We start from the raw sequence: 23,891 nt of genomic DNA on the forward strand, positions 1-23,891 counted from the left end.
TTGAACGCGCCGCCCTTTTCCCTCTCGTCCGGCCTTCTGCCGACAGCGCCGACTGGCGCGGTGCGCGTGCGTCTTGATCCTTGGCAGGCTTGGGGCACCCCCGAACGCCGTGCCGCGTGGCAAGCGCTGGCAGATGCTGCCACCACGCCCAATCCCTTTTTCGAACCGTGGTATCTCCTCCCATCTTGTGAGGCTTTTGATCAATCAGGCAAAGTCCGCCTGCTCACGCTGGAAATCGGCGGCGAACTGATTGGCCTCCTGCCACTTGCAGCGCCGGGCCGCTATGGACGCTGGCCGCTGCCGCATCTGACTACATGGCTGCACCCCAATGCTTTCCTCGGCGCACCGCTGGTCCGCGCGGGGTGTGAGATGCTGTTCTGGCAGGCAGCGTTCGATTGGATCGACGATCACTGCGCCACCGCGTTGTTCCTGCACCTGCCAGCCATGCCGCTCGAACATCCGCTGGCGCACGCACTGTTCGATGTCGCCTTACCCGAAGACCGCAAGGCCGCGCTGGTCATGCGCCAGCAGCGCGCAATGCTGCATTCGCCGCTGCCGCCCGATCTCTATCTCGAACGCGCCCTGCCCGGAAAGAAGCGCAAGGAACTGCGCCGTCAGCACACGCGCCTTGCCGAACAAGGAGAACTCCGCTTCGAACGCGACGAAGGCACCGCAGGCCTGCCCGAATGGATCGAAGCCTTCCTCGATCTCGAAAACCGTGGCTGGAAAGGTGCCAATGGCAGCGCCCTTGCCTCCAGTCCCGCCACGGCCACGCTGTTCCGCCAATCGCTGGCCGGAGCCGCCGCGCTGGGCAAGCTTGAGCGTCTTTCGCTCAACCTTGATGGCCGCCCCATCGCGATGCTTGCCAATTTCCTCACCGCCCCCGGCAGTTTCTCGTTCAAGACCGCATTTGATGAAACCTATGCGCGGTTTTCGCCCGGTGTGCTGCTCCAGCGTGAGAACCTTGCCCTGCTCGCCTGTCGTGAAATCCAGTGGTGCGATAGCTGCGCTGCGCCAGACCATCCGATGATCGACAGCCTGTGGACCGAACGTCGCCCCATCGGGCGCATATCGGTGGCCATTGGCGGCGCGCTCCGCCGCGCTGCATTCAACGCTCTCCTCGCCCTCGAACTGGGCCGTAACCCCACGGGAATTGCCCAATGAACATGCCCAACCCCGCTTTCACCTCCGTCATGCCCGCCGCGGTGTTCGATGAAACCTCGCGCGCGGCTTTCGCTGCATCGTACCCGGAAGTGCCGCACAAGCTGGTCCATCGGTTGGGCTTCCATCCGCTTATGCAGCTTGATGCGCTCGCCACGCTTGGCGAAACGCTTGGACAAAGCTCGGTCGAATACAACCGCGCCGAACTGCCCTTGGGCCTTAATGGCGAAAAAGCCCCCGCCAACGGCATCGGCATTGGCGAGACGATCCGCAACATCGCAAGCACCGGCAGTTGGGCCGCGCTCAAGAACATCGAGCAGAGTCCACCTTATGCCGATCTACTGATGGACCTGCTGGATGAATTGCGCCCCACCATCGAGGCGCGCACCGGCGCGATGCTCAAACCGCAGGGCTTCGTTTTCGTGACCAGCCCCAACGGGGTCACGCCCTACCATTTCGATCCCGAACACAACATCCTGCTGCAAATTATGGGATCGAAGCAGATGACCATGTTCCCCGCAGGCGACGCGCAGTTCGCACCCGATGAAACGCACGAGAGCTATCATACCGGTGGCCCACGCGATCTCTATTGGCGCGATGAACTGCTCCCCCACGGCAAAGCCTGGTCGCTTTCGCCGGGCGAGGCGCTCTATGTGCCGGTCATGTCACCGCATTTCGTGAGGAACGGCCCTGCCCCGTCCGTGTCGCTATCCATCACATGGCGGTCGGAATGGAGCTTTGCCGAAGCCGATGCTCGCGCTTTCAACAGCTTGCTGCGCAAAGCTGGCCTGCGCCCTCGCGCACCGGGACGATGGCCAGCCACCAACCATGCAAAGGCCCTTGGCTGGCGGCTGATGCGCCGCATCCGGGGCTGAACCAGCAGTTGACGCAAACGTAAACTCGGTTCATCGGACCCACCATGACCGAGAATGAAAATCCGACTCCGCAGGAACTGGTAGACCGCCTGCTCGATCTGCTGAACGTGAAAGATCACGGCGGCGACCGTTTCGAAGGCGCGCGCAAGATCGGCGGCGTGGGCCGCGTGTTCGGTGGTCAGGTCATTGGTCAGGCTCTTGCCAGCACCGAACGGACGGTGCCCGATGATCGCCCGGTCCACTCGCTCCACGCCTATTTCCTGCGCGGCGGGGATGAAGATCACGGCATAGATTTCAAGGTGGAGCGCGATCTCGATGGCGGATCGTTCTCCAACCGCCGCGTCGTGGCCAGCCAGCTTGGCAAGCCGATCCTGAACATGGTCGCCTCGTTCCACAAGCGCGAGGAAGGCCCCTATCACGCCGAACCGATGCCCAATGTTGCCGGGCCAGACGCCCTCGCCAGCGAAGCGGAACTGCGCGCGAAATTCGCAGACCGGATGACCGAACGCCAGCGCCAGATCATGCTGCAACCCCGCCCCATCGAATTGCGGCCGATAGAATCGCGTCACTGGATGAGCGGCGGGCCGCAGGAACCCAAAGCGCACACGTGGTTCCGCTCGGTCGCCGCCCTGCCCGACGATCCGCGCACCCACCGCGCCGTGCTCGCCTATGCCAGCGACATGACCCTGCTTGGCACGTCCACCCTGCCGCACGACATAAGCTGGTCGAAGGGCAACATCATGGGAGCCAGCCTTGATCACGCGATCTGGTTCCACGATGATTTCCGCGCCGATGAATGGCTACTCTACGCCTGCGACAGCCCGTGGGCGGGCCGTGCGCGTGGCTTCAATCGCGGGCGGATATACACGCAGGACGGGCGTCTGGTCGCCAGCGTGGCGCAAGAAGGCCTTATCCGCCCGATAGCGCCGAAAAAGGCCGACTGATCAGGGCCTTGTGCAAGTCGCACCGCTGATGCGCGGCTCTGCCACCATCGCAAACACCACCTTGCCCAGCGCCGCAACGCCCGGTGCCGCCGCCAGATTTTGCGCCACCGCATCGAAGCTGCGGCAATGCGCCGGATCGGTCGCGCCACCACCATACCGATTGCCCAGCCGCGTGGCATAGGCATCGTAGGCATGCGGAACATCGGCAAAGAACGTGCGCAGATGCCGCCCCGCTGCGGCAAATGCCGGGCGATGCGTGGCTCCCATCGCTTCGTATCCCGCGCTGATATCGACGCCAATCGCGCGGCAGCGCAGGCTGACTGCCATCATCATCGCTTCGAATTCGTGCAGCCGCGCCGCCGTCAGCGTTTGTCTATCAAGGCAACCCTGCGCCTGCGCGCTCTGCCCGAAGGACAGCGAAATCAGTGCGATGGCCGCCCCCAGCCGCTTCACTTCGCCACCTCTGCCAGTTGGCAGGCGTTCACCGGCACCGCCATCACCGCATCGAACTGCCGCACCACCGCCGCCTGACGGCTGTAGGTCATCGCCGCAACCTGCTGCTGATAATCGCGCGCCTCTGCGGCCAGCGCGTTCATCGGCGCGGGATCGCGCGAAAGCTGGTGGCTATCATATGCGTCCTGCAACGCCTTCATGTGCGCAATCGCCGCTGCGTTGTTCGCCCGCGCCAGTTCCAGCACCGGCTTGTAGCGCGTCTCGTAAAAGGCGTTGCGCTGTTCGGCGGTGCAGAACGAAGTGGGTAGCGGCAGGTCGGCAACGTCCTGTAAAACAGGCCGCGCTGGCAGGGCAAACCCTTGCGCCACAACCGCTTTCTGCGTCGAAACACCTGCCTCTTGCGATTTCGCGAGTTCGCTCAGCAGCGCCGCGTCACTGCCAGCAGGTGCTGCACTTTCCGCTTTGACAACAGCAGGTTGCACAATGGCAGCAGCAACCGGAGGCGCAGCAGGAACCGCCGCCACCGCCGGCGCGGCGCGGCGCAGCGTGGCCACTTTCGCTTTCGCCAGCGCGCTGAACGTGCCCGCCGGATATTGCGCCAGATAGGCGTCATATACCGCCGGATCGTCGCTGCCTGCCACCGATTGCCAGAAGGCCAGCTCGAACGGCGTCCCCACACCATTCGCAGCCTGCGCCAGAAGCGGTTCGCTGGCCAGCAGCGCGCTTGCGGCAAGCGCAAGCTTAACGGTCTTCCGACCGGTCGTGAAAGTCATAAGCCTCGTCTCCAACCCTGCGTTCCCGATCGCAGGGACTGTCCCGGTTGCCAAAAGACAGGAGGAGATTGAAGGACGCGCAAACAAGTGCGGTTAAGGGGTCAGAAACCCTGTTTTCTGCGGCTTTCGGGCACCGCTTGGTGCAATTAGGTGCGCCTAGGTGCATCTAGGTGCACTTCAGAAATGCACGCCAGATCACCCGTTCGGATGGTAGAAATCATAGACCGTCTGCGCCACCGCACCGCTGACGCCGGGTGCCCGCTGAAGGTCTTCGAGGCTGGCCGCACGCACTTTTCCGGCGGTGCCGAAGTGCAGCAACAGCGCCCTTTTCCGCGCAGGGCCAATGCCCGGAATCTCGTCGAGCGGGCTGGCCGTAATCGCCCGGCTGCGCTTGGCGCGGTGCGCGCCGATGGCGAAGCGGTGCACTTCATCGCGCATGTTCTGAAGGTGGAACAGGACCGGCGAATTTACGGGGAGCATCTTTTCGCGCCCGTCGGGAAAATGGAATACCTCGCGCCCCTCGCGCCCATGATGCGGCCCCTTGGCGATGGCGATCAGCGGCACGTCCTCGATGCCGAGTTCGCCCAGCGCATCCTTCACCGCCGACATCTGCCCCTTGCCGCCATCAATCAGCACAAGGTCGGGCCACATGCCGCTGTCACGATCCGGGTCTTCCTCTTGCGCTTTCCCGAAGCGGCGGGTCATCACTTCGCGCATCATGCCAAAATCGTCGTTGGTCTGTGCGGTCTTGATATTCCACTTGCGATATTGCGCTTTTACAAAGCCTTCCGGCCCCGCCACGATCATCGCGCCAAGGGCATTGGTGCCTTGGATATGGCTGTTATCGTAAACCTCGATCCGCTGCGGCACTTCGGGAAGTTCAAGAAATTCAGCCAGTTCGCGCATGACCTTGGCCTTGGTGCCGCTTTCCGCCATGCGCCGGTCCAGCGCTTCGACCGCGTTGCGCTGCGCCTGTTCCATCAGCCGCCGCCGGTCCCCGCGCTGGGGAACCGATATCTCGACTTTGCCGCCTGCACCTTCACACAGAGCCTCTGCCAGCAGTTCTGCTTCCGGCAGTTCACGATCCACAAGGATCAGGCGCGCCGGGGGCACCTCTTCATAGAACTGCGCGAGGAAGGCGGTCATCACTTCCTCTTCCGAAAGCCCTTCGGTGTGGCTGGGGAAGAAGGCGCGGTGGCCCCAGTTCTGGCCGCCACGGATGAAGAAGGCCTGCACCGCCACCTGCCCGCCCTTTACCGCCATCGCAAAGACATCGGCATTGCCGACGCCTTCGGCATTGATCGCCTGACTACCCTGAATGAACGTGGCGGCGCGCAACCGGTCGCGCAGCATGGCGGCGCGTTCAAAGTCCAGCGCTTCGGCGGCGTCCTGCATCTGCGCTTCGATCTCGCGCTGCACCGCGCCCGATTTGCCGCCAAGGAAATCCTTCGCCTGCCGCACCAGTTCGCCGTAATCCTCAGGCGTGATGCGGTCTACACAGGGGGCCGAACAGCGGCGGATCTGGTAGAGCAGGCAGGGCCGGTCACGCCGCGCCATGAAACCATCGTTGCAACTGCGCAAAAGGAACAGCTTTTGCAGCGCGTTGATCGTGGTGTTCACGCTGCCGGCGCTGGCGAAGGGGCCGTAATAATTGCCCTTCGCCTTGCGCGCGCCGCGATGCTTGGTGATGCGCGGAAACGCATGATCGCCGCGCAAGAGGATGAACGGAAACGATTTATCATCGCGCAGCAGCACGTTGTAGGGCGGGCGGAAGCGCTTGATCAGTTGGGCTTCCAGCAGCAGCGCCTCTGCTTCGGAATTGGTGGTGACGATGGTCATGCTGCGCGTCTGGCTGACCATGCGGCGCAGGCGATTGGGCAAGCGTTCAACCTGCGTGTAGTTGGCCACGCGGTTCTTCAGCGCGCGCGCCTTGCCCACATAGAGCACATCGCCCTTTGCATCCTGCATCCGGTAGACGCCGGGCTTGGGCTTGAGCGTGTTCACCGTATCGCGGATGACCGATACGCCCAGTTCGATATCGGGCTTGTCCGATCCGCGCACGGTGGTGGACGCGCGATCCTCCTGAAAGCGGTCGATATCACGGTCAGGCGGGGATGCGGGCTTGCGGGCCATAGGAGTGCAGATAGTCGCTCAACCGCCGCAAGCAATGGCAAAGCTTGCGCTTTCCACGATCTACTAAGGGCTTTTCCGCAGGGTCCGTTTCGGCGGTATTAGCGCGGTTGCGCGACAATTGGTGAATGCCGTGGAAACTATCATCCCCTTCAGGAACGCGCAGCAGCGCCGTAGTGCCCGGACGCCGCGCCGACGCGCGCGTGCGCCTGCACATCCCGGCGCGGCTGGTGCTTCTGACGGGCACGCAACAGTGCTTTCTGGAAGACCTTTCGGTAACAGGCGCCGCGCTGATCCCGCAGGACAAATTGCCCGCAGAGGGCGCGTCGGCCATCTTGCAATGCGAACACATTGAAGCTTTCGGCATGGTCCGCTGGGCACGACACGGTCGCGTGGGGCTGATGTTCGACGAGAAGTTGCCGCTGGCACAAGTCGTATCGCTGCGCCACATCGCCGACAGCTATGAAGCCAACGAACGCGAACGCAATATGGAACGCGCGAGAGCGTGGGTTCAGGGGCGGTCGAAGATTTTGTAAGAGATTTCAGTGCGGTTGGTCAGCTCGTCATTCTGGCCAATCATCGGGTAGCCAGTTGCGCGACGTGTGGATGACACGGAGAATTGTCAGTGCGGTATCGTCTTCGCTGAGGGCATAGACGATTACGTAAGGGAGCCGGCTAACCGATTTTTCGTAAGTCCCGGCAACGCGGCCTGGATGGCCGGTCGCGAAGTCGGCCAGAGCAACGCCAGTATCACGTATACGCTTCGCAACACGTCGTGCAGCAGCACGATTATCTTTTGCGATATGAACAACCTGATCTTCGAGATCATCCAGAGAGTCGTCCGACCACCGTACCTGCCTCATAGGGTACTCGCCCTATTCTACGTTGGCGCGTGCGGCTTCAATCGCCGCGTCGATCCGATCCATCGCTTCTTCATGCGGCGTCACTCTGCCCGCCGCCATATCAGCCAGCCCGCGCTGGATGCCTTCAATGATCTGCAGTTCGCGATTCACATAGGCTTCGACCGCATCTGCGGCGAGGTAGGACTTTGAACGGCGCGTGTTCTGCGCAAGGCGGCCCAGCTTTTCTTTGAGATCGGGCGTAACCCGGATCGTGATGGTCGTGCTGGCACCCATTTTGCGCTCCTTGTGGCAGGTGTACACATGGTAACACATGCGCTGGTGCTTGTCTTGTCCCTGCACGTCCGTCAGCCCTTGGGGCTACCGACTCCCCGTTTGCCCATCGAAAAACGGGGCGGATTTGCGCCGATCAAAACTGCTTGCGGAATTCAATCTCAAACACCGTGCCCCGCGCATCCTGATAGCCGGGCTGGTAGCGCAGGGGGACTGCGCCGGTATCGTCGGTCACGCGCTGCTGGGCGTTGAAGATGTTCTCGACCGAGAACGAGACGCGCGAGCCTTTGAGGAAGGGCACTTTCTCAACCAGCTTTGCCTTGCGGCCAAGGTCGGCAAAGAGGCGCATATCGAAGGTGGCAATCGGGGCGAAGCGCAGTGTGGTGGAGCCGGGCAAGCCACTGGCGTCGATGCGCGAACCGCCGGTGTAGCTGCCGCTGAAGCGCAGGCCGAAGCCGCGATAGAAACCGCCGCCTTCCATCTCTATCGCATGGCGGGCAACGCCGCTGGAGATCGCATCACCTTCAAGCAGATTGAGCACAGTGCCGCCGGGTGCGATCTGCACCGATTCCTGAAAGCGCACGGTGTGGAAGATCGAAAGGTTCCAGCGCCCGCGGCCGTCGAAGCCGCCCGGTCCGCCACGCGGCCCGCCCCCCCCGCCGGGGGGGACACCTGCGCCGGCGCGCGGTGCGCCACCGGGAGGCGGTCCGCCTGCGCCCGGCGGCGGACCACCGGCAGCGCCCATCATCCGCCCCATTGGGCCACGCTGCTGCGCCATCGCAGGATCGGGAGTTCCGAAATTGCCCGATAGATTGAGGCCGTAGCGCAGACGCGAGCCTTTCTCTTCGGCGAAGGTGACCGAGCTTTGATCGACCGAAATGATGCGGCCATCAGCATCGCGAATAACGCGGCCGGGGAATGCCGCTTCGACTTCGGAGGTCAACAGCGGGAAGCTGTTGGTGGTATTGGTGGAGCGATTGCGGAAATATTCCGCGATGAAGCTTGAATCCTTGAGGAACGGCAGGCTCCAGTTGAGGCCGAATTTCCAGTCGCGCTGGCGTTCTTTCACAAGGTTCGGGTTGCCGCCGGAAATGACCGTGGCCAGCACCGTTTCGCCGCGCGAAAAATCGTAGATCGATACATTCTGCGTCACCGTGGTCGGCCCGCCCAGCGCGCTGAGGCCCGGCGCCTTGTCCGCCGCGACATAGCTTGCCTGAAGCGACAGCGTTTCGGTGGGGCGATAGGTCAATCCGCCGCCCCAATTATAAAGCGTGCCGAAATCCGACAGGTGATGCACTTCAGCGTTGGCGTTGAGCGAAAGATCCCCAATCCCTGCACCAAAACCTTCCTTGCGGCTGGTGATCGGCATATCGAGGCTGAACCCGGCCTGCGCATCGCCGCGCTTCAGATTGATCGTGCCGGTGCTGCTGCGCGTGTCGGTGCTTTCGATGCCGGAATAATCGAACCCGGCTTTCACCGTCAGCGCCACTTCGCCGCCGGGCAGGCGCATGGGTCGCCCGGTCAGGGTGGCGAGGCTGGTCAGCGAATCAGTTTTGGACAGAGCGCGGTCAGCCACGCCGGGGATGATGGCGCTGGCCGGAAGCGCGCCCGACGCGGTGAGCGATCCGGCATCGACTAGCGCCTGCAGGCCCGAAAGATCGGCGCGGTTATCAATCGTGCTTTTCGTTTCAACATGCCCCGCATCCGCGGTGAGGGCGAGATTCCAGCTTCCGAGCGGTTTGTTGAGCGCAGCCCCCGCTTGGAGCGTGGTGGTCTGCCGACGCGTGGTGATGGGGGCCGGATCGAGCGTGGTGCGGCTGAAGCTGCCGGTGGAATCGGTTAGCGTTACGGTGTTCAAGCCATTGAGCGTGCGCGAATTGTCCCGCTGTGCCAGCAGGTTGACGCTCAGGCCAGCACCTGCACCCAACGCGCGGGCAAGCGTTGCGTTGATCTGGGCCGACTTCGTATCGCCAAGCAACGTGCGATAGTCTGCCGCTGCCGGATCGCCCGCGACCAGCGCCTCCGATGTGGCGGGCTGGACGATGTTGCGCTCCGCTTCGGTCAGCGGGCTGGTGTCTTCCAGCTTGCCGGTAATGTTGATGCGATTGCCATTGGCAATCTTGGTCAGCGTGACTTCCTGCTCCCACTCGGTGAAGCCGCCACCGCTGGGCACGCGAAACTCGGTTTCGCTGCCAACACTGCTGAAATTGTTCTTGAGGATGAAGTTGACCACGCGCTGATCGGGGCGATAGCCATATTGCAGCGCGACTTCTTCGGGCAGGATTTCCATACGCCGGATCGCTTCGGGCGGGATGCCGCGCATTTCCCGGAAGCCCGAAATGCGCATTCCGTTCAACAGGACCACCGGCCCGCCGCTGCCGCGCCCGCGCCCCGATCCGGTTTGCGGGGCCAGCGAGGCGAGGAGTTCCTGCAGCGATCCCGCGCCGTAGGACGCGATGGCCTCTTCATCCAGCACGGCAATGGGCGGCTGCGTTGTATCGACCTGCCCTTTGATGCGCGTGGCGACGACAAGTATCTGACCGGGTTCGGCAACGATCTGTTCTTCTTCGTCGGTGGGGTCGACCGTTTCCTGCGCGGCGTCGTCTGTTCCCGCCGTAACATCCCGTGCCAGTGCGGGGTTCGCCACTGCAAGACAGAAGGCCAAAGCTGCCAGCGATGTCGCTGCTCTCATGTTCACAATCACAACCCTTGATAGTTCGAGCCGGCATTTGGATCGGCACGTTTCAGGCTTCTGGTGGGGAAAAGCCTTGTTGCGAACAATCCGCATTTGGTAACAGATTGTCGCACTGCAACATAACTCGCGACATGGCGGGAGTTTCCTGAACCGGGAATGGCCCGATTTGCTGCCCCCTTTCCTTTTGCGGCAAGCAGGGCTATGGGCGGCGCGGAATCCTTCGCGCACGGATCGCATCCGGTGATTCCTGCGTTCTCACAGAATACTCACACATAAGGCATTCGAAACCGCCGATGGCGAAAGAAGAACTCCTCGAAATGCGCGGCCAGGTGGTAGAACTTCTGCCCAACGCCATGTTCCGCGTCCGCCTCGAAAACGACCATGAGATCCTCGGCCATACCGCTGGCAAGATGCGCAAGAACCGCATCCGCGTACTGGTTGGCGATGAAGTGCTGGTCGAACTGACCCCTTACGATCTGACCAAGGGCCGCATTACCTATCGCTTCATGCCCGGTCGCAGCGGTCCCGGCGGCTTTTGATGGCGGGCGACGCATCGCCTGCCTCCCCTTCCTCTCCCGAACTGGTACTGGCTTCTGCCAGTCCACGGCGACTTGAGCTTTTGGGCCGTCTGGGCATCAGCCCGGCCCGCGTCGTCGCTACCGACATCGACGAATCCCCCCTGAAGGGCGAACGCCCGCGCGACCACGCGGTGCGGCTTGCTGCCGAAAAGGCGCGCGCTGCGGCACGGCTTGCACCGGGCTGCCTTATCCTTGCGGGCGATACCGTGGTCGGCGCGGGCGCGCGCATCCTGCCCAAGGCCGAAGACGAAGCGACCGCGCGGGCCTGCCTAGCGCTGCTTTCGGGCAAGCGGCATCGGGTGTTCTCTGCCATCGCGGTGATCCGGCCCGATGGCACCCTGCGCGAGGCACTGTCTGAAACGATCGTGCGGTTCAAGCGGCTGTCGGCAGAAGAGATCGAGAGCTACATCGCTGGCGGCGAATGGCACGGCAAGGCTGGCGGCTATGCCATACAGGGCAGTGCCGAAGGCTTCTGCGACTGGCTTTCGGGCAGCCATTCGGGCGTTGTGGGCCTGCCACTGTATGAAACGCGCCGGTTGCTGAAGGCGGCGAGTCTCCATGTCGGCTGAATGGCTCTACGAAGCGGGAATCGCTGAAGAGCGCGCGATTCTGGTGTCGGACGGGGCGATCCTGTCTGCGCGCGTCGAATGGGGCGAAGGTTTGCGTCCCGGCCTTGTCGCCGAAGTCCGGCTGGCAAAGCGCCATGCGGGCACACGGCGCGGCGTGGTGCGGTTTGATGACGGGGCGGAGGCTCTGATCGACCAGCTTGCGCGCGAGACGACAGAGGGCGCGCGCCTGATGGTGCGCGTGATGCGCGCCGCGATTGCCGAGAAGGGCCGCGCGAAGCTGCCTGTGGTTCGCCCTGCCCCCGGTGAAGCCCCTCGCCCCGCGCCCACCCTGCGCGAAGAGATCGAGGCCACAGGCGCTACGGTGCGCGTGCTGCCCGCCACCAGCAAGGCCTTTGCCGCGAACGGGTGGGACGAACTGATCGAACAGGCCCAGACTGGCGAGATTGCCTTTCCCGGCGGCGCGGTGATCGTCACCCCCACCCCCGCCATGACCCTGATCGACATCGACGGCGCGCTGCCTCCGCTCAAGCTGGCGCTGGCTGCGGTCGATGCGATTGCCGATGCGATGCACCGCATGGACATCGGCGGCAACGTGGGCATCGATTTCCCCACCCTGGCCGACAAGAAGGACCGCCAGCAGGTGGACAAGGCGCTGGCAGATGCCCTGATCGACTGGACGGGCGAACGCACCGGCATGAACGGTTTCGGCTTCGTCCAACTGGTTTCGCGGCTTGAGCGACCCTCGCTGATAGCGCGGATGGCACGCCATCCCGCAGGAGCCGCTGCGCGCGTGCTGCTGCGTCAGGCAGAGCGCGTAGAAGAGCCAGGCGCACTGCTGCTGACCGCCAATCCGCGCGTGCTGCATGCTCTGCAGCCTGCCTGGGAGGCCGAACTGGCTCGACGCACCGGACGCACCGTGCAGCGCAAGGCCGACCCCACGCTTGCGCTCCACAGCGCTTTCGCGCAGGCCGTGCCGGCATGACGACACCCTCGATCAGACGCTGCCCGATTTGCCGCAAACCGCGCGTGGAAGAACATAGCCCCTTCTGCTCTACCCGCTGCCGTTACCGCGATCTGGTGCGCTGGCTGGAAGATGGCTACGCCCTGCCCGGCCGTCCGGCGGAAGAAGATCCACAGGACTGACGATTACGCAAAAAATTCATGCAAGAGGACTTGCCAAGCCCGCGCCGCTTCGCCATAGGCGCGCTTCCAAACGCGACGGACCGCTTCAAAGCCGGTCCATCTGCAGGATGCCTGGGTAGCTCAGTTGGTAGAGCACGTGACTGAAAATCACGGTGTCGGCGGTTCGATCCCGTCCCCAGGCACCACCGGACCATCCGCCACCATCCGCTAAAAGTTGAAAAAATGGCTGAAATCTGCCATTTTCACCATCGGCCTAACCGCTGATGTCCGCCTTTGCGCGCCTCTAATCGGGCGATTCTGGGGGCCACCGTGGGGGCCACTTTGAAACCGGCAAAAGGCGTGGCCCCCAAATGGCACTGACAGACACCGCAATCCGCAATGCAAAGCCCCAAGCGAAGCCCTATAAGCTGACCGATGAAAAGGGCCTGTTCCTGCTGGTCCAGCCATCCGGCGGCAAGCTGTGGCGGTTCAAGTTCCGTGTCGATGGACGCGACGAAGACGGCCAGCCGAAGCGCATCGAAAAGAAGGTGGGCTTTGGCACCTATCCCGAAGTGAATCTGAAGGACGCACGGCGGATGCGCGACGAAGCGCGCGCCACATTGGCGGCTGGCGTCGATCCTGCCGAGAAGAAGCGCCGCGAAGCCCATACCGCCAAGATCAGCGCCGCCAATTCTTTCGAAGCGGTGGCCAGCGCATACATTGAAAAGTGCAAGCGTGAAGGCCGTTCGGAAAGGACGACGGAGAAACAGGAATGGTTCGTAAAGCTTCTTGACCGCACGGTCGGCACGCGCCCCGTGGCGGAAATCCAGCCATTCGAAATGCTGGAAGCGGTGCGCAAATATGAATCGACCGGACGCACCGAAACCGCACATCGCGCCTTGCAGTTCGCAAGCCAAGTCTTCCGCTTCGCCATCGCGAACCAGTTGGCACTGTCAGACCCCACCCGCGATCTGCGTGGCGCATTGACCGGCCACAAGTCGAAACACTACGCCGCCATTCTCGAACCGAAGAAGGCCGGTGAACTCCTGCGTGCGATCGACGGGTATGATGGGCACCCTGTCACGCGCTTCGCCCTGCAATTGGCGGCGCTGGTCTTCGTTCGCCCCGGTGAACTGCGCTATGCCGAATGGTCGGAGTTCGACTTCGACGCCGGGGTCTGGCGGATACCCGCCGAGAAGATGAAGGCACGTTCCGAACACGTCGTGCCGCTGTCACGCCAAGCGCTGGGCGTGCTGGCCGAAGCGCGCGCCCTTACGGGTGACGGCCAGTATGTCTTCCCGTCGATCCGCACCCACCTTCGCCCGATGTCGGAGAACACCGTCAACGCCGCGCTTCGCCGTCTGGGCTACTCAAACGACGAAATGACGGGACACGGCTTCCGCGCAATGGCCAGCACGCTCCTGAACGAATCCGGCAAGTGGTCCCCAGATGCGATCGAACGCGCACTGGCCCACAAGGGAAAGGACGCCGTGCGCGCCGCCTACCATCGCGGCCAGCACTGGCAGGAGCGTGTCGATATGGCGCAATGGTGGGCGGACTATCTGGACACCCTGCGGACTGGTGCGGAAGTTGTCCCCTTCCCTAATGCTGCCACCCGCTAGACAGCGCTTTCAATAGCCGGAATCATGCGCATGTGGACAAGCTCGAACAATCGCAGATTCGCCTTTTACTCGAACACCTGACGGCCCAAAGCCTTGCCTCTTGCGGAAAGAGTCAAAAGCAAATGCACGCCGAACATTCGGCAAAGAAAATTATCAGAAGCGGGCATACTATAAAGCGCGCTGTCGAAATCTGCGAGGCCGAAGGACGCGCCTTTATCGCGGCGGCAATAAAACAGGTGGGTGATGTTGCCAAAAGTCCCGAAGCTTTCGACAAGATTGTCAGCAGTCTGACCGCGCAAACGCGCAACTGGGATGCGCACGTGGCTGAAGCCGTTAGACTTGCGACGATGGGCGGGCCGCAGCGCTTTGACAGTGCCACAAACGCGGCGGACGAATTGCTGGCCGATTTGAAAATGCGAATATTCCGCGAACTTGAAATCGAGCGGTTCGGGTTCATCCGCGCGCTGTCTCCGCAAACTCCCCTTCCCTTGCCATCACAAGTTGCCCCGACGCCGACACCACTCAAGAACAGGGGCGGTAAACCTCTCGCTGCGCACTGGGATGCAATGTGGGCCGATATCGCCGTGCAACTCTACGTTGGCGACCTGACACCGAAATCGCAGAAGCAAATCAAAGACGCGATGTTCGCGTGGTTCAATGCCAATAACATCGACGCTGGCGATACCGCCGTAACCGAGCGCGCCCGTCAACTTTGGCATAAGATCGAAGCCGCGCAGTAGTTTCCGAACCTTTCCGAACCTTACCGCGCGATTCAAACCCGATTCCCGTCGAACTATTCCAGTGCCCGCCAGCACCCGCTGGCACACGCTGGAGCAACACCGATGGAACGACTTGCATACTCGATCAACGAAACCGCCCGCGCCCTTAGCCTTGGCCGAACTTCGATTTACGCGATGATCGCAGACGGACGGCTGGAAGCCTTCAAGCTTGGTCGCCGCACGCTGGTTAAGGTGGAATCTATCCGCCGTCTGGTGGCAGGGCAGGAGTAAGGCCGATGCCTGCCCGCCGGGTAAATCCCTACCGGGTGAAGCTGCTGCGCACTTACACCGTGGCCGAACTGGCCGCGTGTCTCAAAGTGCACAAGAACACCATCCGTCACTGGCAGAAGATGGGGCTGGCCACCATCGACAAGGCCCGCCCCGTCCTCTTCCACGGCGAAAGCATTCGGCAGTTTCTCGCAACCCTGAACCAGAAGCGCAAACAGACCTGCGGCCCCGGCCAGATGTTTTGCCTTCGCTGCCGTGCCCCGCGTGAACCGGCGTTGGGCATGGTCGATTACATCGTCCGCAAACCTTCAAGCGGCAACCTGCGCGCGATCTGCGGCACCTGTGGCACCGTCATGCACCGAAGCGCGCGCCGGGATGATCTGGCCCGCATCATGCCCGGTCTGACGGTCCAGACGGTGGAAGCACCGCTACGCCTAAGTGGGCGTGCTTCCCCTTCCCCCAACTGTGACTTCGAGAAGTGAGACGCAATATGACCAAACACAATGCCAGCAACGAGCGCGTGAAGCGCGATTACCTGCAATATCTGAAGGATGCGCGGGGCCGTGACGAAGTGACGATCGACCGCGTGGCGAAGTCACTTGCACGGTTCGAAGAAAGCACCGGGCGCAAGGATTTCCGCAAATTTCACCGTGAACAGGCGATGGCCTTCAAGCGCCGCATGGCTGAAGCGCGCAACGTCCGCACTGGCGAAACTCTGAGCAAGGCGACGGTGCATTCCACCCTGTCCGACTTGAAGGCGTTCTTCGAATGGCTGTCACGCGAACCCGGCTTCCGGCAGAAGATCGCCTTCTCTGATGCCGACTATTTCAACCTGAGCGAGAAGGACACCGCAATCGCCCGTGCGGTGCGTGAAAAGGCCGTGCCATCGGTTGAACAATTGCAGCATGTGCTGTCGGCCATGCCTGCCAACACACTTGTCGAACGCCGTGACCGCGCATTGATCGCCTGCGCTGCCGTTACAGGCGCGCGCGTCAGTGCACTCGCCTCTTTTCGGCTGGGCCACGTCAACCTTGTCGGCCACTGGATCGAGCAGGACGCGCGGACGGTGAAGACCAAGTTCAGCAAGACCTTCCGCACGTTCTTCATGCCCGTGGTCGAAGGCGCAGAAGCCATCCTTGCGCAATGGGTCACCGAACTGCGCGAACAGGAACTGCGCGGCCCGACCGATTACCTGTTCCCCATTACCGAAGTGGGCGTTGGCGAAAATGGCGAGTTCGAATCAAAGGGCCTTGGCCGCACCGGCTGGACCAACACCAACACGATCCGCGAGGTGTTCCGTCGTGCCTTTGAAGCGGTAGGCCTGCCATACTTCAACCCGCATAGCCTGCGCGACATGCTGGTCCGTCACGCGATGTCGATGGGCCTGAACGCCGAACAGATGAAGGCGTGGTCACAAAATCTGGGCCACGAGAACGTGATGACGACATTCACCAGCTACGGCCACGTGCCGGTTCACAAGCAGGGGGAGCTGATCCGCCAGACTGGAAGCGAAAGCCCATTGCAGAGCCTTGCAGACGATCCTGAGTTCGCGGCGCTCTTGCGGAAGATCGCCAGCCGCACGTTCAAGGAAGGAGGCCCGAACCCAAATTCGGAACCGATGCCATGATGGCACTGTCCGGCTCCTCGTCCGCGTCGAAATCCGGCAGACCATTCTCCAGACCGGAAAGCTTTACACCCTTGTAAGCCCAATATTCCATCCCGCTTACAGTCTTCCAGTCATAACCCATTTGACGCACCACGGCCAACGCGGCTGCGGTTGCGCTCATGGTCTGGCCTTCGAACTGGACCTTACGATCGCTGACGACGGTGCACGTGATGGCGTCGTCTTTCGTGAACGTCAGTTGCGCGCCCACCGGCACGTTCAAGCTCTTGAAGGTTCGGACTTCGCGGCGCGTGCGGGTCTGTTCGATTTCCGCCCGCTCCTTGGCGTCGATGTCCTGTTCCTCGTCCGAGTATTCCACCGGGGCAATGGCCACCAGTTCGATGATCGCCTTGGCAAGGTCGGGATTGATCTTGAAGAACTCCCGGTTCTTCCGCGTCCGGTTTTCGCCGAACACAAAGTGCAGGGTGCGTTCAAGCTTTCGGCAGTCCGGCACGCGCGCTGCGAAGTGAACTTCGAACGGCATGGGCACAGACGTTGTATCGAGCTGCCTCACCCTGTCCGCCACGTCGTCCTGCTGCGTCAGACCGATTTTGACGAACCCCGGCATGGCTTCGTTTGTCAGAATGTAGACGAAACCTTCACTCATATTCCAAGAATCCAACCTGCATGTCTGATCGCACCATCGGCGCGACAACCTGCCGAAAGCAAGAGGCAGCTGAGTTTCACGCACCTCGCGATCCTAAGCTGAAGCCATTCTAGTGCAAAAGCTTGATGCTGGTGGCTTTCATCGCAAGCACACTCGGCTATGCTGCCCCTATGTCTTTCGCATCTAGTAGAATCGCGGCTGGTTACAGCCTGGACGATGTGGCGCGGGAGTTTTCCGTGCCGAAGGACGTGGTGCGCGCTTGGGAATCAGGCGCGCAGAAGGCACCGGTTCAGGTCGCCAATTCGCTGGAGATCATCGGCAGGATGAGCGGCGAGGATATGGTCACGGGTATCAAGCCGGTCCAGCCGGAGTTTGATGCCATTCGTGACGAAGGGCCGCTTTTCCAGTCGGACAAGCTGATCAAGTCGAAGAAGCGCGTTGCCGACCACGGCGAGGTGTTCACCCCGCCCTGGCTGGTCGAGAAGATGCTCGATCTGGTGAAGGGTGAGACCGAGCGGATCGACAGCCGCTTTCTGGAACCCGCCTGTGGCAGCGGCAACTTCCTCGTGCCGATCCTTCAGCGCAAGCTCGCTGCGGTTGAGGCAAAGTACGGCAAGTCCGATTTTGAAAAGCGCCATCACGCCCTGCAGGCGCTGACCTGCTGCTATGGTATCGAGCTTCTGGCCGACAACATTGCCGAGTGCCGCGCGAATATGCTCGATGTGTTTGCGCAGTACCTTCGCCTGGACGAGAGTGACGAGCTTTACCGCGCCGCCAGTCACGTTCTTTCGCTCAACCTGATCCACGGTGACGCGATGACGATGAAGGACGCAGGTGGCGGGCCGATCCTGATCGTCGAATGGGGCTATCTTGGCAGGGGCAAGTTTCAGCGCCGCGATTTCCGGCTGGACGTGCTGACCGGCATGGCCAGCTTCCGTGAGGAACGCTCGCTGTTCTCGCACCTTGGCAGTCACGAGATTTTCAAACCGGCAGAAACCTACCCGGCAATGACCGTGCGCGAACTGGCCGCGCTGGACGCCGCCGCATGACAGAGCAGGCCGCATTCCGGCTGAAAGGCCGCAATCCCGATGTGCTGACGTGCATCGCCAACCTCTCAAACGATGAGGTGTTCACACCGCCTGAGTTTGCCAATCGCATGCTCGATACCCTGGCGGAGGGCTGGGCAGCGGCGAATGGCGGCGCGAACATCTGGGCGGACAGCAGCGTCACGTTTCTCGATCCCTGCACCAAGTCCGGCGTCTTCCTGCGCGAGATTGCGACACGACTGATCAATGGGCTGGAAGGCGAATTTCCCCGCCTGCAGGAGCGCGTTGACCATATCCTGACAAAGCAGGTCTTTGGCATCGGCATCACCCGGCTGACAGCGCTGCTGGCGCGCCGTAGCCTCTATTGTTCCAAGCACGCCGTAGGACCGCATAGCGTCACTAGCGCATTTGGCGACAACGACGATGGCAACATCTGGTTCGAGCGGACCGCGCACTTGCCAGACGGAGACCGCTGCCTGGTGTGTGGTGCTGGGAAGGTCTTTCTGAAGCGCACGGCAGAAGAAGAAAACCACGCTTACGCGTTCATTCACGGAAACGATATAAAAGCCCGTATGCGTGAAATTTTTGGAGACGAAATGCATTTCGATGTGATCATTGGCAACCCACCGTATCAATTAGGCGATGGCGGTGGCGGAACTTCTGCAGTGCCCATTTATCAGCATTTTGTGACACAAGCGAAAACGCTAGAGCCGCGCTTTCTAACAATGGTGATTCCATCGCGCTGGTTTACTGGCGGTAAAGGTTTGGATGAATTTAGAGAGCAGATGCTGTCGGACGGCCGGTGTCGGGCGATTGATGACTATTTGAGCGCATCGGATGTATTTCCTGGCGTTGGACTAAAAGGAGGAGTGAGCGTTTTTCTTTGGGACCGTGAATATCACGGCGACTGCGAAGTCACGACGAATTTCCGGGATTGGCCAACTTCGGTCGCCCGCCGCCCACTTCTTGAAGAAGGAGCAGAGGTTTTCATCCGTTTCAATGAGGGGGTCAGCATCCTCAAAAAAGTTATGAAAACGGAGGCCGCAATCGGAGTACGCTTATCAGAAGGTCATCGTTTTGATAGACTTGTTAGCACTCGCAGGCCATTTGGATTAGAGTCGACATTTCGAGGAAGGAGTTCTGTTCGGCCCGGCGACCTCGAACTTTTTCAGAAAGGCGGCTTAGCGTACGTCGCACGCAATGAGATCGAAAGCGGTGCCAATCTAGTGTCTGCTTGGAAATTGTTTGTGGGCTTCGCTGCGCCAGGCACCGGCAACAAAGATACCTACCCTCACAAAGTTATCAGTACTCCGTTCTTGGGCAAGCCCAACCAGGTATGTACTGAAAGTTACTTAACAATCGGGCCGTTCAAAACCGAATCTCAAGCTAAAAATGCTCTTTCATATCTATCGTGTCGATTGCCACGCTTTCTGATCCAGCTTCACAAGGCATCGCAGAATACGACCCGCAAGGTTTACACTTTTGTTCCATCGCAAAATTGGGAAACCAAATGGACAGACGGTAAGCTATATGAAAAGTACGGCCTATCGTCCGACGAGATCGCTTTCATTGAGAGTATCGTTCGGCCAATGAATGATAGCGATGACGACTAGCCTCAATATCCAAGAAGTCCTGACACCAAAGCCCGAAGCACGGCTTCGCGTCTACGCGTGGTCCTTCGTCAATCCGTCGCCCGCCTACGCGGGATTGATCAAGGTTGGGCAAACCCTTCAAACCGACGTCAACGATCGCATCCGGCAAAGCCAAGGACAAGCGCAACAGGCCTATACGCTCCACACACCGCTCAATTGCTTTGCCGAGCGGCCTGACGGTTCCACCTTCCGCGATCATGATGTGCGCCAGCGGCTGATCGCCAAGGGTAAGGATAACCCGCATTTCGGCTCGTCGCGCGAATGGATGCGCTGCACGCCTGCCGACGTGCTGACCGCGATCGCGGAACTGCAGGGCGGCGTCGAGCTTTCCGGCACGCACCACGAAAGCTTTCCGATGCGCGCCGAACAGGAGGCGGCAGTCGAGCAGACTCAAGCCTACTATCAGGACCGCTGGTCCGAAGACCCCAAGGCCGTGCCGCGCTTCCTGTGGAACGCCAAGATGCGCTTCGGCAAGACCTTCACCAGCTACCAACTGGCCAAGCGGATTGCGGCAAAGCGCGTGCTGGTCGTCACTTTCAAGCCTGCCGTCGAGGATGCCTGGGAAGCCGACCTCAAGAGCCACCAGGACTTTGACGGCTGGCGCTATCTCTCGGCACAGGCGGGCGGCGATCCGGCAGACGTGCCCGATGAAGTGCCGCTGGTCTATTTCGGATCGTTCCAGGACCTGCTGGGCCGCGACCGCGCCACCGGCAACATCAAGGCCAAGAATGAGTCGATCCACCTGACCGACTGGGACCTCGTCATCTTCGACGAGTACCATTTCGGCGCGTGGCGCGACACGGCCAAGGAACTTTTCGAAGGCGAGGAAGCTGCCGTCGCCAAGGCAGCGGCAAAGCTCGAAGCCGATCTCGATGCGGTTAACGAAGAACTGGAAGTGCTGTCGCAGGCGGAAACCTCGTTCCTGCCGATCAAGACGCGCGCCTACCTCTACCTCTCGGGCACCCCGTTCAAGGCGCTGGCCACTGGCGAGTTCATCGAAGAGCAAATCTTCAACTGGACCTACACCGACGAGCAGCGCGCAAAGGCCGAATTTGCCGCCGCCAACCCCGGCGAGCGCAACCCCTACGGCGCACTGCCGCAGATGCGCCTGCTGACCTACCAGATGCCCGAAGAACTGCTTTCCATCGCCAGCGGCGGAGAGTTCGACGAGTTCGATCTGAACGAGTTCTTCAAGGCAAATGGCGCAGGGCCGCTGGCACAGTTCGTCCACAAGGACGAGGTGCAGAAGTGGCTCAACATCATTCGCGGCTCAGGCCCCGCTCAGACCATCGAGAGCCTGAAGACCGGCACGCGTCCACCCTGGCCCTATTCCGATGTTCGCTTGCTGCCCTATCTCAATCACAGCTTCTGGTTCCTGCCCACCGTGGCGGCCTGCGAGGCGATGAAGAACCTTCTGGACGAGGACCAGAACGTCTTCTGGAAGGACTACAGGGCAATCGTCGCGGCTGGTACGGCGGCTGGCATTGGGCTTGAGGCCTTGCCGCCGGTGCGCAAGGTGATTGGCAACGGGCACGATACCAAGACGATTACGCTCAGCTGCGGCAAGCTGACTACCGGCGTGACCGTGCCGCAGTGGTCTTCGATCCTGATGCTGCGCAATCTGAAATCGCCCGAAAGCTATTTCCAGGCCGCGTTCCGGGTGCAGTCGCCGTGGTCGATCAAGAACCCCGAAGGCGATGATCCCAGCCGCGAGGAAGTGCTGAAACCCGTGTGCTTCGTTTTCGATTTCGCGCTGACCCGCGCACTCCGTCAGGTTTCTGAATACGGCATCGGGCTTTCGCCAGGCGAGACAAACCCTGAGAAGGCAGTCGCCGATCTTGTCTCCTTTCTGCCAGTGCTGGCCTATGACGGCGCGAACATGACGCAGATCGATGCAGGCAGCATCCTTGATTACGCGATGGCCGGAACCTCGGCAACGCTGCTTGCGCGCAAGTGGGAATCGGCGATGCTGGTCAACGTCGACAATGATACGCTGGCCCGTGTCCTATCGAACGAGGAGGCGATGGCGGCGGTGGAACGGATCGAAGGCTGGCGTGCCCTTGGCGATAACGTCATCGAGACGATCATCAACAAGAGCGAGAAGGTCAAAGACCTCAAGAAGAAGGCCAAGGAAGGCGATCTCTCCGAGAAGGAGAAAAGGGAACTGACCGACGAGGAGAAGGAATACAAGTCGCTCCGCAAGAAGGTGCAGGAGAAGCTGATCAAATTCGCTACGCGCATTCCGGCCTTCATGTATCTGACCGACTATCGTGAGAACACGCTGCAGGACGTCATCACCAAGATCGAACCGGACCTGTTCCGCACGGTGACCGGCCTGACGGTCGCAGACTTCGACCTTCTCGTGCGGCTCAAGGTCTTCAACACCGAGCGTATGAACGCTGCAGTCTTTGCGTTCCGCCGGTATGAAGATGCCTCACTGCGCTACACCGGCATCATGAGCCACGAAGGCCTGACGCACTACGGGCTTTACGATACGGTCGTTTCCAAGGACTGACGGCCACGAGACGAAGGACGGGGCATGCCTAGCTGGATCAAGGAACAAGACGGCGTAGAGTGGTTCGACGAGGCGTACACCACCAAGCAGACGAACCAGAAGAAGGCCCAACTGCACAAGAAGGTCGAAGCCGGTAAGCTACGATCGCTTCCCGGACCCGATGGGAAACCCGCTTGGTACGCCAAGCCCGATGTAGAGCTTCTGCGGGACGCGTTTCTGAAGCGGCAACAGGCGGCGAAGGCCTGGAAGCCTAGCGACCAGCAACTGGAAGCCAAGCACACCCGTCAGTGGAAAGCCGACGTCGAACGCGATCGCGAGGCACACCGCCGGAACTTCGGCTATACCGGAGCGCTAGGCCCTGGCCGAGCGAGCGCGATTGCCGCACACCAAGAACGCGTCATGGCCTATGATATCGAGCAGGCGAACAAGAAGAAATCTGACGAGCAGTAGCCGTCATATCGCGGCTGCTTCAGTGGCGAACGCTGGCGTTTTTGCATGAACGAAACCGTGGAAAAAATGGGGCAGCACAAATTCGCGGGGGGCCACATTGGGGGCCACGCTAAAAATCACGCTGTATTTTATCTCAATATATCAAATTATTAAGAGTTTTTCGCGGTGCCGTCCCCAGCACCATAGGGCCACAGGCCATTTTCACCGGAAACACAAAACCGCCCATAGCTTAATGCCCTTAATCGGGCTGAACGTATGACGGATTTTTGTGCCGAGGTTCCAGAGTCCCAGAAGGCGCCTGAGCCGTTTTCACCAACGATCAACCTGCGCTCCTTGCCAGCGGGCAGCCAACCGGCAGACGGCGCTGGCGCTGTCTGTATGCACCCCTTATCGGCGCGGGCACCTCAGCACTACTACAGCGGTACAATTATGGAGCCTGCGTGACGAGCAGACGTAGCAAGGCGTCTGATTTCGCACCCTTGGCTCTTGCGAAAGAGCCGAACATGCAATGACGCCCCCGAAGCGCCGGTGGAGGCTTACAACGTTGATTCAGCGAATGGAAATGGCGGAGAGGGTGGGATTCGAGATTGTTGCCTTTTGCATTGAATTATCATCTTTTTTCTATTTAATAATCCATTTACGCCCCCAGATTTGCCCCCAAATTTTTTGGATGCCAGCGGATGAGTATGAACCGTCTGGCGGTGTGCTAACCTGCAATTCTCGTCGTCCATTCGTGACAAATTCAAGGGCCCATAATTGGTTCACGGCTCGGCTGGAGCGTCGCCCAAATCGCCTCTAGGCTCAGGATCTGTAATTGCAGAGCTGGGCGGTGTGATCCCTTGAGGGTTTCATGGATCTGTCCGCACTGACCGAGCCGGAGCCTGGTCGTGCTGTAT

At 61.0% G+C, this 23,891-nt stretch carries 24 protein-coding genes and 1 tRNA gene; 18 read left to right on the plus strand and 7 right to left on the minus strand.

The window, feature by feature from the left end:
- The 3 genes from HGI47_RS07705 to HGI47_RS07715 are packed head-to-tail and all read left to right on the plus strand — an operon-like array spanning window position 1 to window position 2,980.
- Entirely contained in the window at window positions 1-1,164 is a 1,164-nt protein-coding gene (locus HGI47_RS07705; RefSeq protein WP_240950071.1) for a GNAT family N-acetyltransferase, read from the plus strand.
- A complete protein-coding gene (locus HGI47_RS07710; RefSeq protein ID WP_168852249.1) occupies window positions 1,161-2,036 on the plus strand; it encodes a cupin-like domain-containing protein in 876 nt (291 codons plus the stop codon). The genes HGI47_RS07705 and HGI47_RS07710 overlap by 4 nt, the downstream gene beginning before the upstream one ends.
- 44 nt (window positions 2,037-2,080) lie before the next feature.
- The gene (locus HGI47_RS07715) at window positions 2,081-2,980 is read left to right on the plus strand and encodes an acyl-CoA thioesterase II (protein WP_168852250.1); all 900 of its coding nucleotides are present in this window, start codon (window positions 2,081-2,083) and stop codon (window positions 2,978-2,980) included.
- Here HGI47_RS07715 and HGI47_RS07720 read toward each other — a convergent pair whose 3' ends face one another.
- From HGI47_RS07720 to uvrC, 3 genes are all read right to left on the minus strand, one after another.
- Window positions 2,981-3,433: a hypothetical protein gene (locus tag HGI47_RS07720; protein ID WP_168852251.1), complete on the minus strand. Its 453-nt coding sequence runs from the start codon at window positions 3,431-3,433 to the stop codon at window positions 2,981-2,983. It abuts the gene before it with no gap.
- Window positions 3,430-4,206, minus strand: a complete 777-nt coding sequence (locus HGI47_RS07725; protein ID WP_168852252.1) for a hypothetical protein — start codon at window positions 4,204-4,206, stop codon at window positions 3,430-3,432. Before HGI47_RS07725 ends, HGI47_RS07720 begins: the two co-directional genes overlap by 4 nt.
- 195 nt (window positions 4,207-4,401) lie before the next feature.
- Window positions 4,402-6,339, minus strand: a complete 1,938-nt coding sequence (uvrC, locus tag HGI47_RS07730; protein ID WP_168852253.1) for an excinuclease ABC subunit UvrC — start codon at window positions 6,337-6,339, stop codon at window positions 4,402-4,404.
- A 173-nt stretch (window positions 6,340-6,512) separates the two neighbouring features.
- Here uvrC and HGI47_RS07735 point away from each other — a divergent pair, with 173 nt between their 5' ends.
- A complete protein-coding gene (locus HGI47_RS07735; protein ID WP_168852254.1) occupies window positions 6,513-6,872 on the plus strand; it encodes a PilZ domain-containing protein in 360 nt (119 codons plus the stop codon).
- A gap of 27 nt (window positions 6,873-6,899) precedes the next feature.
- On the opposite strand, the gene HGI47_RS07740 is transcribed toward HGI47_RS07735, so the two are convergent.
- From HGI47_RS07740 to HGI47_RS07750, 3 genes are all read right to left on the minus strand, one after another.
- Entirely contained in the window at window positions 6,900-7,199 is a 300-nt protein-coding gene (locus tag HGI47_RS07740) for a type II toxin-antitoxin system RelE/ParE family toxin (protein ID WP_168852255.1), read from the minus strand.
- A 12-nt stretch (window positions 7,200-7,211) separates the two neighbouring features.
- Window positions 7,212-7,472, minus strand: a complete 261-nt coding sequence (locus tag HGI47_RS07745; RefSeq protein WP_168852256.1) for a CopG family ribbon-helix-helix protein — start codon at window positions 7,470-7,472, stop codon at window positions 7,212-7,214.
- A gap of 133 nt (window positions 7,473-7,605) precedes the next feature.
- Window positions 7,606-10,161, minus strand: coding sequence for a TonB-dependent receptor domain-containing protein (locus HGI47_RS07750; RefSeq protein ID WP_240950073.1), 2,556 nt, complete (start codon window positions 10,159-10,161; stop codon window positions 7,606-7,608).
- Window positions 10,162-10,457: 296 nt separating this feature from the next.
- Between HGI47_RS07750 and infA the strand changes: the two genes are divergently transcribed.
- The 10 genes from infA to HGI47_RS07800 all read left to right on the plus strand — a co-directional run bounded on the left by infA (window position 10,458) and on the right by HGI47_RS07800 (window position 16,689).
- The gene (gene infA / locus HGI47_RS07755) at window positions 10,458-10,703 is read left to right on the plus strand and encodes a translation initiation factor IF-1 (protein WP_168852257.1); all 246 of its coding nucleotides are present in this window, start codon (window positions 10,458-10,460) and stop codon (window positions 10,701-10,703) included.
- A complete protein-coding gene (locus tag HGI47_RS07760; RefSeq protein WP_168852258.1) occupies window positions 10,703-11,311 on the plus strand; it encodes a nucleoside triphosphate pyrophosphatase in 609 nt (202 codons plus the stop codon). Before infA ends, HGI47_RS07760 begins: the two co-directional genes overlap by 1 nt.
- Window positions 11,301-12,293, plus strand: a complete 993-nt coding sequence (locus HGI47_RS07765) for a ribonuclease E/G (RefSeq protein ID WP_168852259.1) — start codon at window positions 11,301-11,303, stop codon at window positions 12,291-12,293. The genes HGI47_RS07760 and HGI47_RS07765 overlap by 11 nt, the downstream gene beginning before the upstream one ends.
- The gene (gene yacG, locus HGI47_RS07770) at window positions 12,290-12,454 is read left to right on the plus strand and encodes a DNA gyrase inhibitor YacG (protein WP_168852260.1); all 165 of its coding nucleotides are present in this window, start codon (window positions 12,290-12,292) and stop codon (window positions 12,452-12,454) included. The genes HGI47_RS07765 and yacG overlap by 4 nt, the downstream gene beginning before the upstream one ends.
- 109 nt (window positions 12,455-12,563) lie before the next feature.
- Window positions 12,564-12,639 (plus strand) — tRNA-Phe (locus HGI47_RS07775).
- 165 nt (window positions 12,640-12,804) lie between these two features.
- Entirely contained in the window at window positions 12,805-14,055 is a 1,251-nt protein-coding gene (locus tag HGI47_RS07780; protein WP_168852261.1) for an integrase arm-type DNA-binding domain-containing protein, read from the plus strand.
- A 32-nt stretch (window positions 14,056-14,087) separates the two neighbouring features.
- Window positions 14,088-14,795: a hypothetical protein gene (locus HGI47_RS07785; RefSeq protein ID WP_168852262.1), complete on the plus strand. Its 708-nt coding sequence runs from the start codon at window positions 14,088-14,090 to the stop codon at window positions 14,793-14,795.
- Between the two features lie 102 nt (window positions 14,796-14,897).
- Window positions 14,898-15,065 (plus strand): helix-turn-helix domain-containing protein, encoded by a 168-nt coding sequence (locus HGI47_RS07790; protein ID WP_168852263.1) that lies wholly within the window; start codon window positions 14,898-14,900, stop codon window positions 15,063-15,065.
- Window positions 15,066-15,070: 5 nt separating this feature from the next.
- Entirely contained in the window at window positions 15,071-15,544 is a 474-nt protein-coding gene (locus HGI47_RS07795; protein ID WP_168852264.1) for a helix-turn-helix domain-containing protein, read from the plus strand.
- Between the two features lie 8 nt (window positions 15,545-15,552).
- Complete coding sequence (locus tag HGI47_RS07800; RefSeq protein WP_168852265.1) at window positions 15,553-16,689, plus strand: site-specific integrase; 1,137 nt, start codon at window positions 15,553-15,555, stop codon at window positions 16,687-16,689.
- On the opposite strand, the gene HGI47_RS07805 is transcribed toward HGI47_RS07800, so the two are convergent.
- Window positions 16,646-17,332, minus strand: a complete 687-nt coding sequence (locus HGI47_RS07805) for a GIY-YIG nuclease family protein (protein WP_168852266.1) — start codon at window positions 17,330-17,332, stop codon at window positions 16,646-16,648. The two genes, HGI47_RS07800 and HGI47_RS07805, sit on opposite strands and share 44 nt — an antisense overlap.
- Before the next feature lie 170 nt (window positions 17,333-17,502).
- Here HGI47_RS07805 and HGI47_RS07810 point away from each other — a divergent pair, with 170 nt between their 5' ends.
- Genes HGI47_RS07810 through HGI47_RS07825 form a run of 4 tightly spaced genes read left to right on the plus strand, consistent with a single transcriptional unit; the run spans window position 17,503 to window position 22,995 of the window.
- Window positions 17,503-18,381 carry an N-6 DNA methylase gene (locus tag HGI47_RS07810; RefSeq protein WP_240950074.1) on the plus strand — a complete coding sequence of 293 codons (879 nt, stop codon included), beginning with the start codon at window positions 17,503-17,505 and terminating at the stop codon, window positions 18,379-18,381.
- The gene (locus tag HGI47_RS07815; protein ID WP_168852267.1) at window positions 18,378-19,991 is read left to right on the plus strand and encodes an Eco57I restriction-modification methylase domain-containing protein; all 1,614 of its coding nucleotides are present in this window, start codon (window positions 18,378-18,380) and stop codon (window positions 19,989-19,991) included. The genes HGI47_RS07810 and HGI47_RS07815 overlap by 4 nt, the downstream gene beginning before the upstream one ends.
- On the plus strand, window positions 19,981-22,545 hold the full coding sequence (locus tag HGI47_RS07820; protein ID WP_206066066.1) for a DEAD/DEAH box helicase family protein: 2,565 nt from the start codon (window positions 19,981-19,983) through the stop codon (window positions 22,543-22,545). The genes HGI47_RS07815 and HGI47_RS07820 overlap by 11 nt, the downstream gene beginning before the upstream one ends.
- 24 nt (window positions 22,546-22,569) lie before the next feature.
- Window positions 22,570-22,995, plus strand: coding sequence for a hypothetical protein (locus tag HGI47_RS07825; protein ID WP_168852269.1), 426 nt, complete (start codon window positions 22,570-22,572; stop codon window positions 22,993-22,995).
- The last annotated feature ends 896 nt before the right edge of the window (window positions 22,996-23,891 follow it).

Origin of the sequence: Novosphingobium sp. ERN07 (assembly GCF_012641335.1) — a bacterium.
Lineage (GTDB): Bacteria > Pseudomonadota > Alphaproteobacteria > Sphingomonadales > Sphingomonadaceae > Novosphingobium.

Bases quoted from the DNA above. Each gene is read 5' to 3' on its own strand.
- yacG (WP_168852260.1), top strand. From the start codon at position 12,290: ATGACGACACCCTCGATCAGACGCTGCCCGATTTGCCGCAAACCGCGC.
- uvrC (WP_168852253.1), bottom strand. From the start codon at position 6,339: ATGGCCCGCAAGCCCGCATCCCCGCCTGACCGTGATATCGACCGCTTT.
- HGI47_RS07765 (WP_168852259.1), top strand. From the start codon at position 11,301: ATGTCGGCTGAATGGCTCTACGAAGCGGGAATCGCTGAAGAGCGCGCG.
- HGI47_RS07745 (WP_168852256.1), bottom strand. From the start codon at position 7,472: ATGGGTGCCAGCACGACCATCACGATCCGGGTTACGCCCGATCTCAAA.
- HGI47_RS07820 (WP_206066066.1), top strand. From the start codon at position 19,981: ATGACGACTAGCCTCAATATCCAAGAAGTCCTGACACCAAAGCCCGAA.
- HGI47_RS07710 (WP_168852249.1), top strand. From the start codon at position 1,161: ATGAACATGCCCAACCCCGCTTTCACCTCCGTCATGCCCGCCGCGGTG.
- HGI47_RS07800 (WP_168852265.1), top strand. From the start codon at position 15,553: ATGACCAAACACAATGCCAGCAACGAGCGCGTGAAGCGCGATTACCTG.
- HGI47_RS07790 (WP_168852263.1), top strand. From the start codon at position 14,898: ATGGAACGACTTGCATACTCGATCAACGAAACCGCCCGCGCCCTTAGC.
- HGI47_RS07805 (WP_168852266.1), bottom strand. From the start codon at position 17,332: ATGAGTGAAGGTTTCGTCTACATTCTGACAAACGAAGCCATGCCGGGG.
- HGI47_RS07815 (WP_168852267.1), top strand. From the start codon at position 18,378: ATGACAGAGCAGGCCGCATTCCGGCTGAAAGGCCGCAATCCCGATGTG.
- HGI47_RS07725 (WP_168852252.1), bottom strand. From the start codon at position 4,206: ATGACTTTCACGACCGGTCGGAAGACCGTTAAGCTTGCGCTTGCCGCA.
- HGI47_RS07795 (WP_168852264.1), top strand. From the start codon at position 15,071: ATGCCTGCCCGCCGGGTAAATCCCTACCGGGTGAAGCTGCTGCGCACT.
- infA (WP_168852257.1), top strand. From the start codon at position 10,458: ATGGCGAAAGAAGAACTCCTCGAAATGCGCGGCCAGGTGGTAGAACTT.
- HGI47_RS07810 (WP_240950074.1), top strand. From the start codon at position 17,503: ATGTCTTTCGCATCTAGTAGAATCGCGGCTGGTTACAGCCTGGACGAT.
- HGI47_RS07760 (WP_168852258.1), top strand. From the start codon at position 10,703: ATGGCGGGCGACGCATCGCCTGCCTCCCCTTCCTCTCCCGAACTGGTA.
- HGI47_RS07715 (WP_168852250.1), top strand. From the start codon at position 2,081: ATGACCGAGAATGAAAATCCGACTCCGCAGGAACTGGTAGACCGCCTG.
- HGI47_RS07750 (WP_240950073.1), bottom strand. From the start codon at position 10,161: ATGAGAGCAGCGACATCGCTGGCAGCTTTGGCCTTCTGTCTTGCAGTG.
- HGI47_RS07740 (WP_168852255.1), bottom strand. From the start codon at position 7,199: ATGAGGCAGGTACGGTGGTCGGACGACTCTCTGGATGATCTCGAAGAT.
- HGI47_RS07825 (WP_168852269.1), top strand. From the start codon at position 22,570: ATGCCTAGCTGGATCAAGGAACAAGACGGCGTAGAGTGGTTCGACGAG.
- HGI47_RS07780 (WP_168852261.1), top strand. From the start codon at position 12,805: ATGGCACTGACAGACACCGCAATCCGCAATGCAAAGCCCCAAGCGAAG.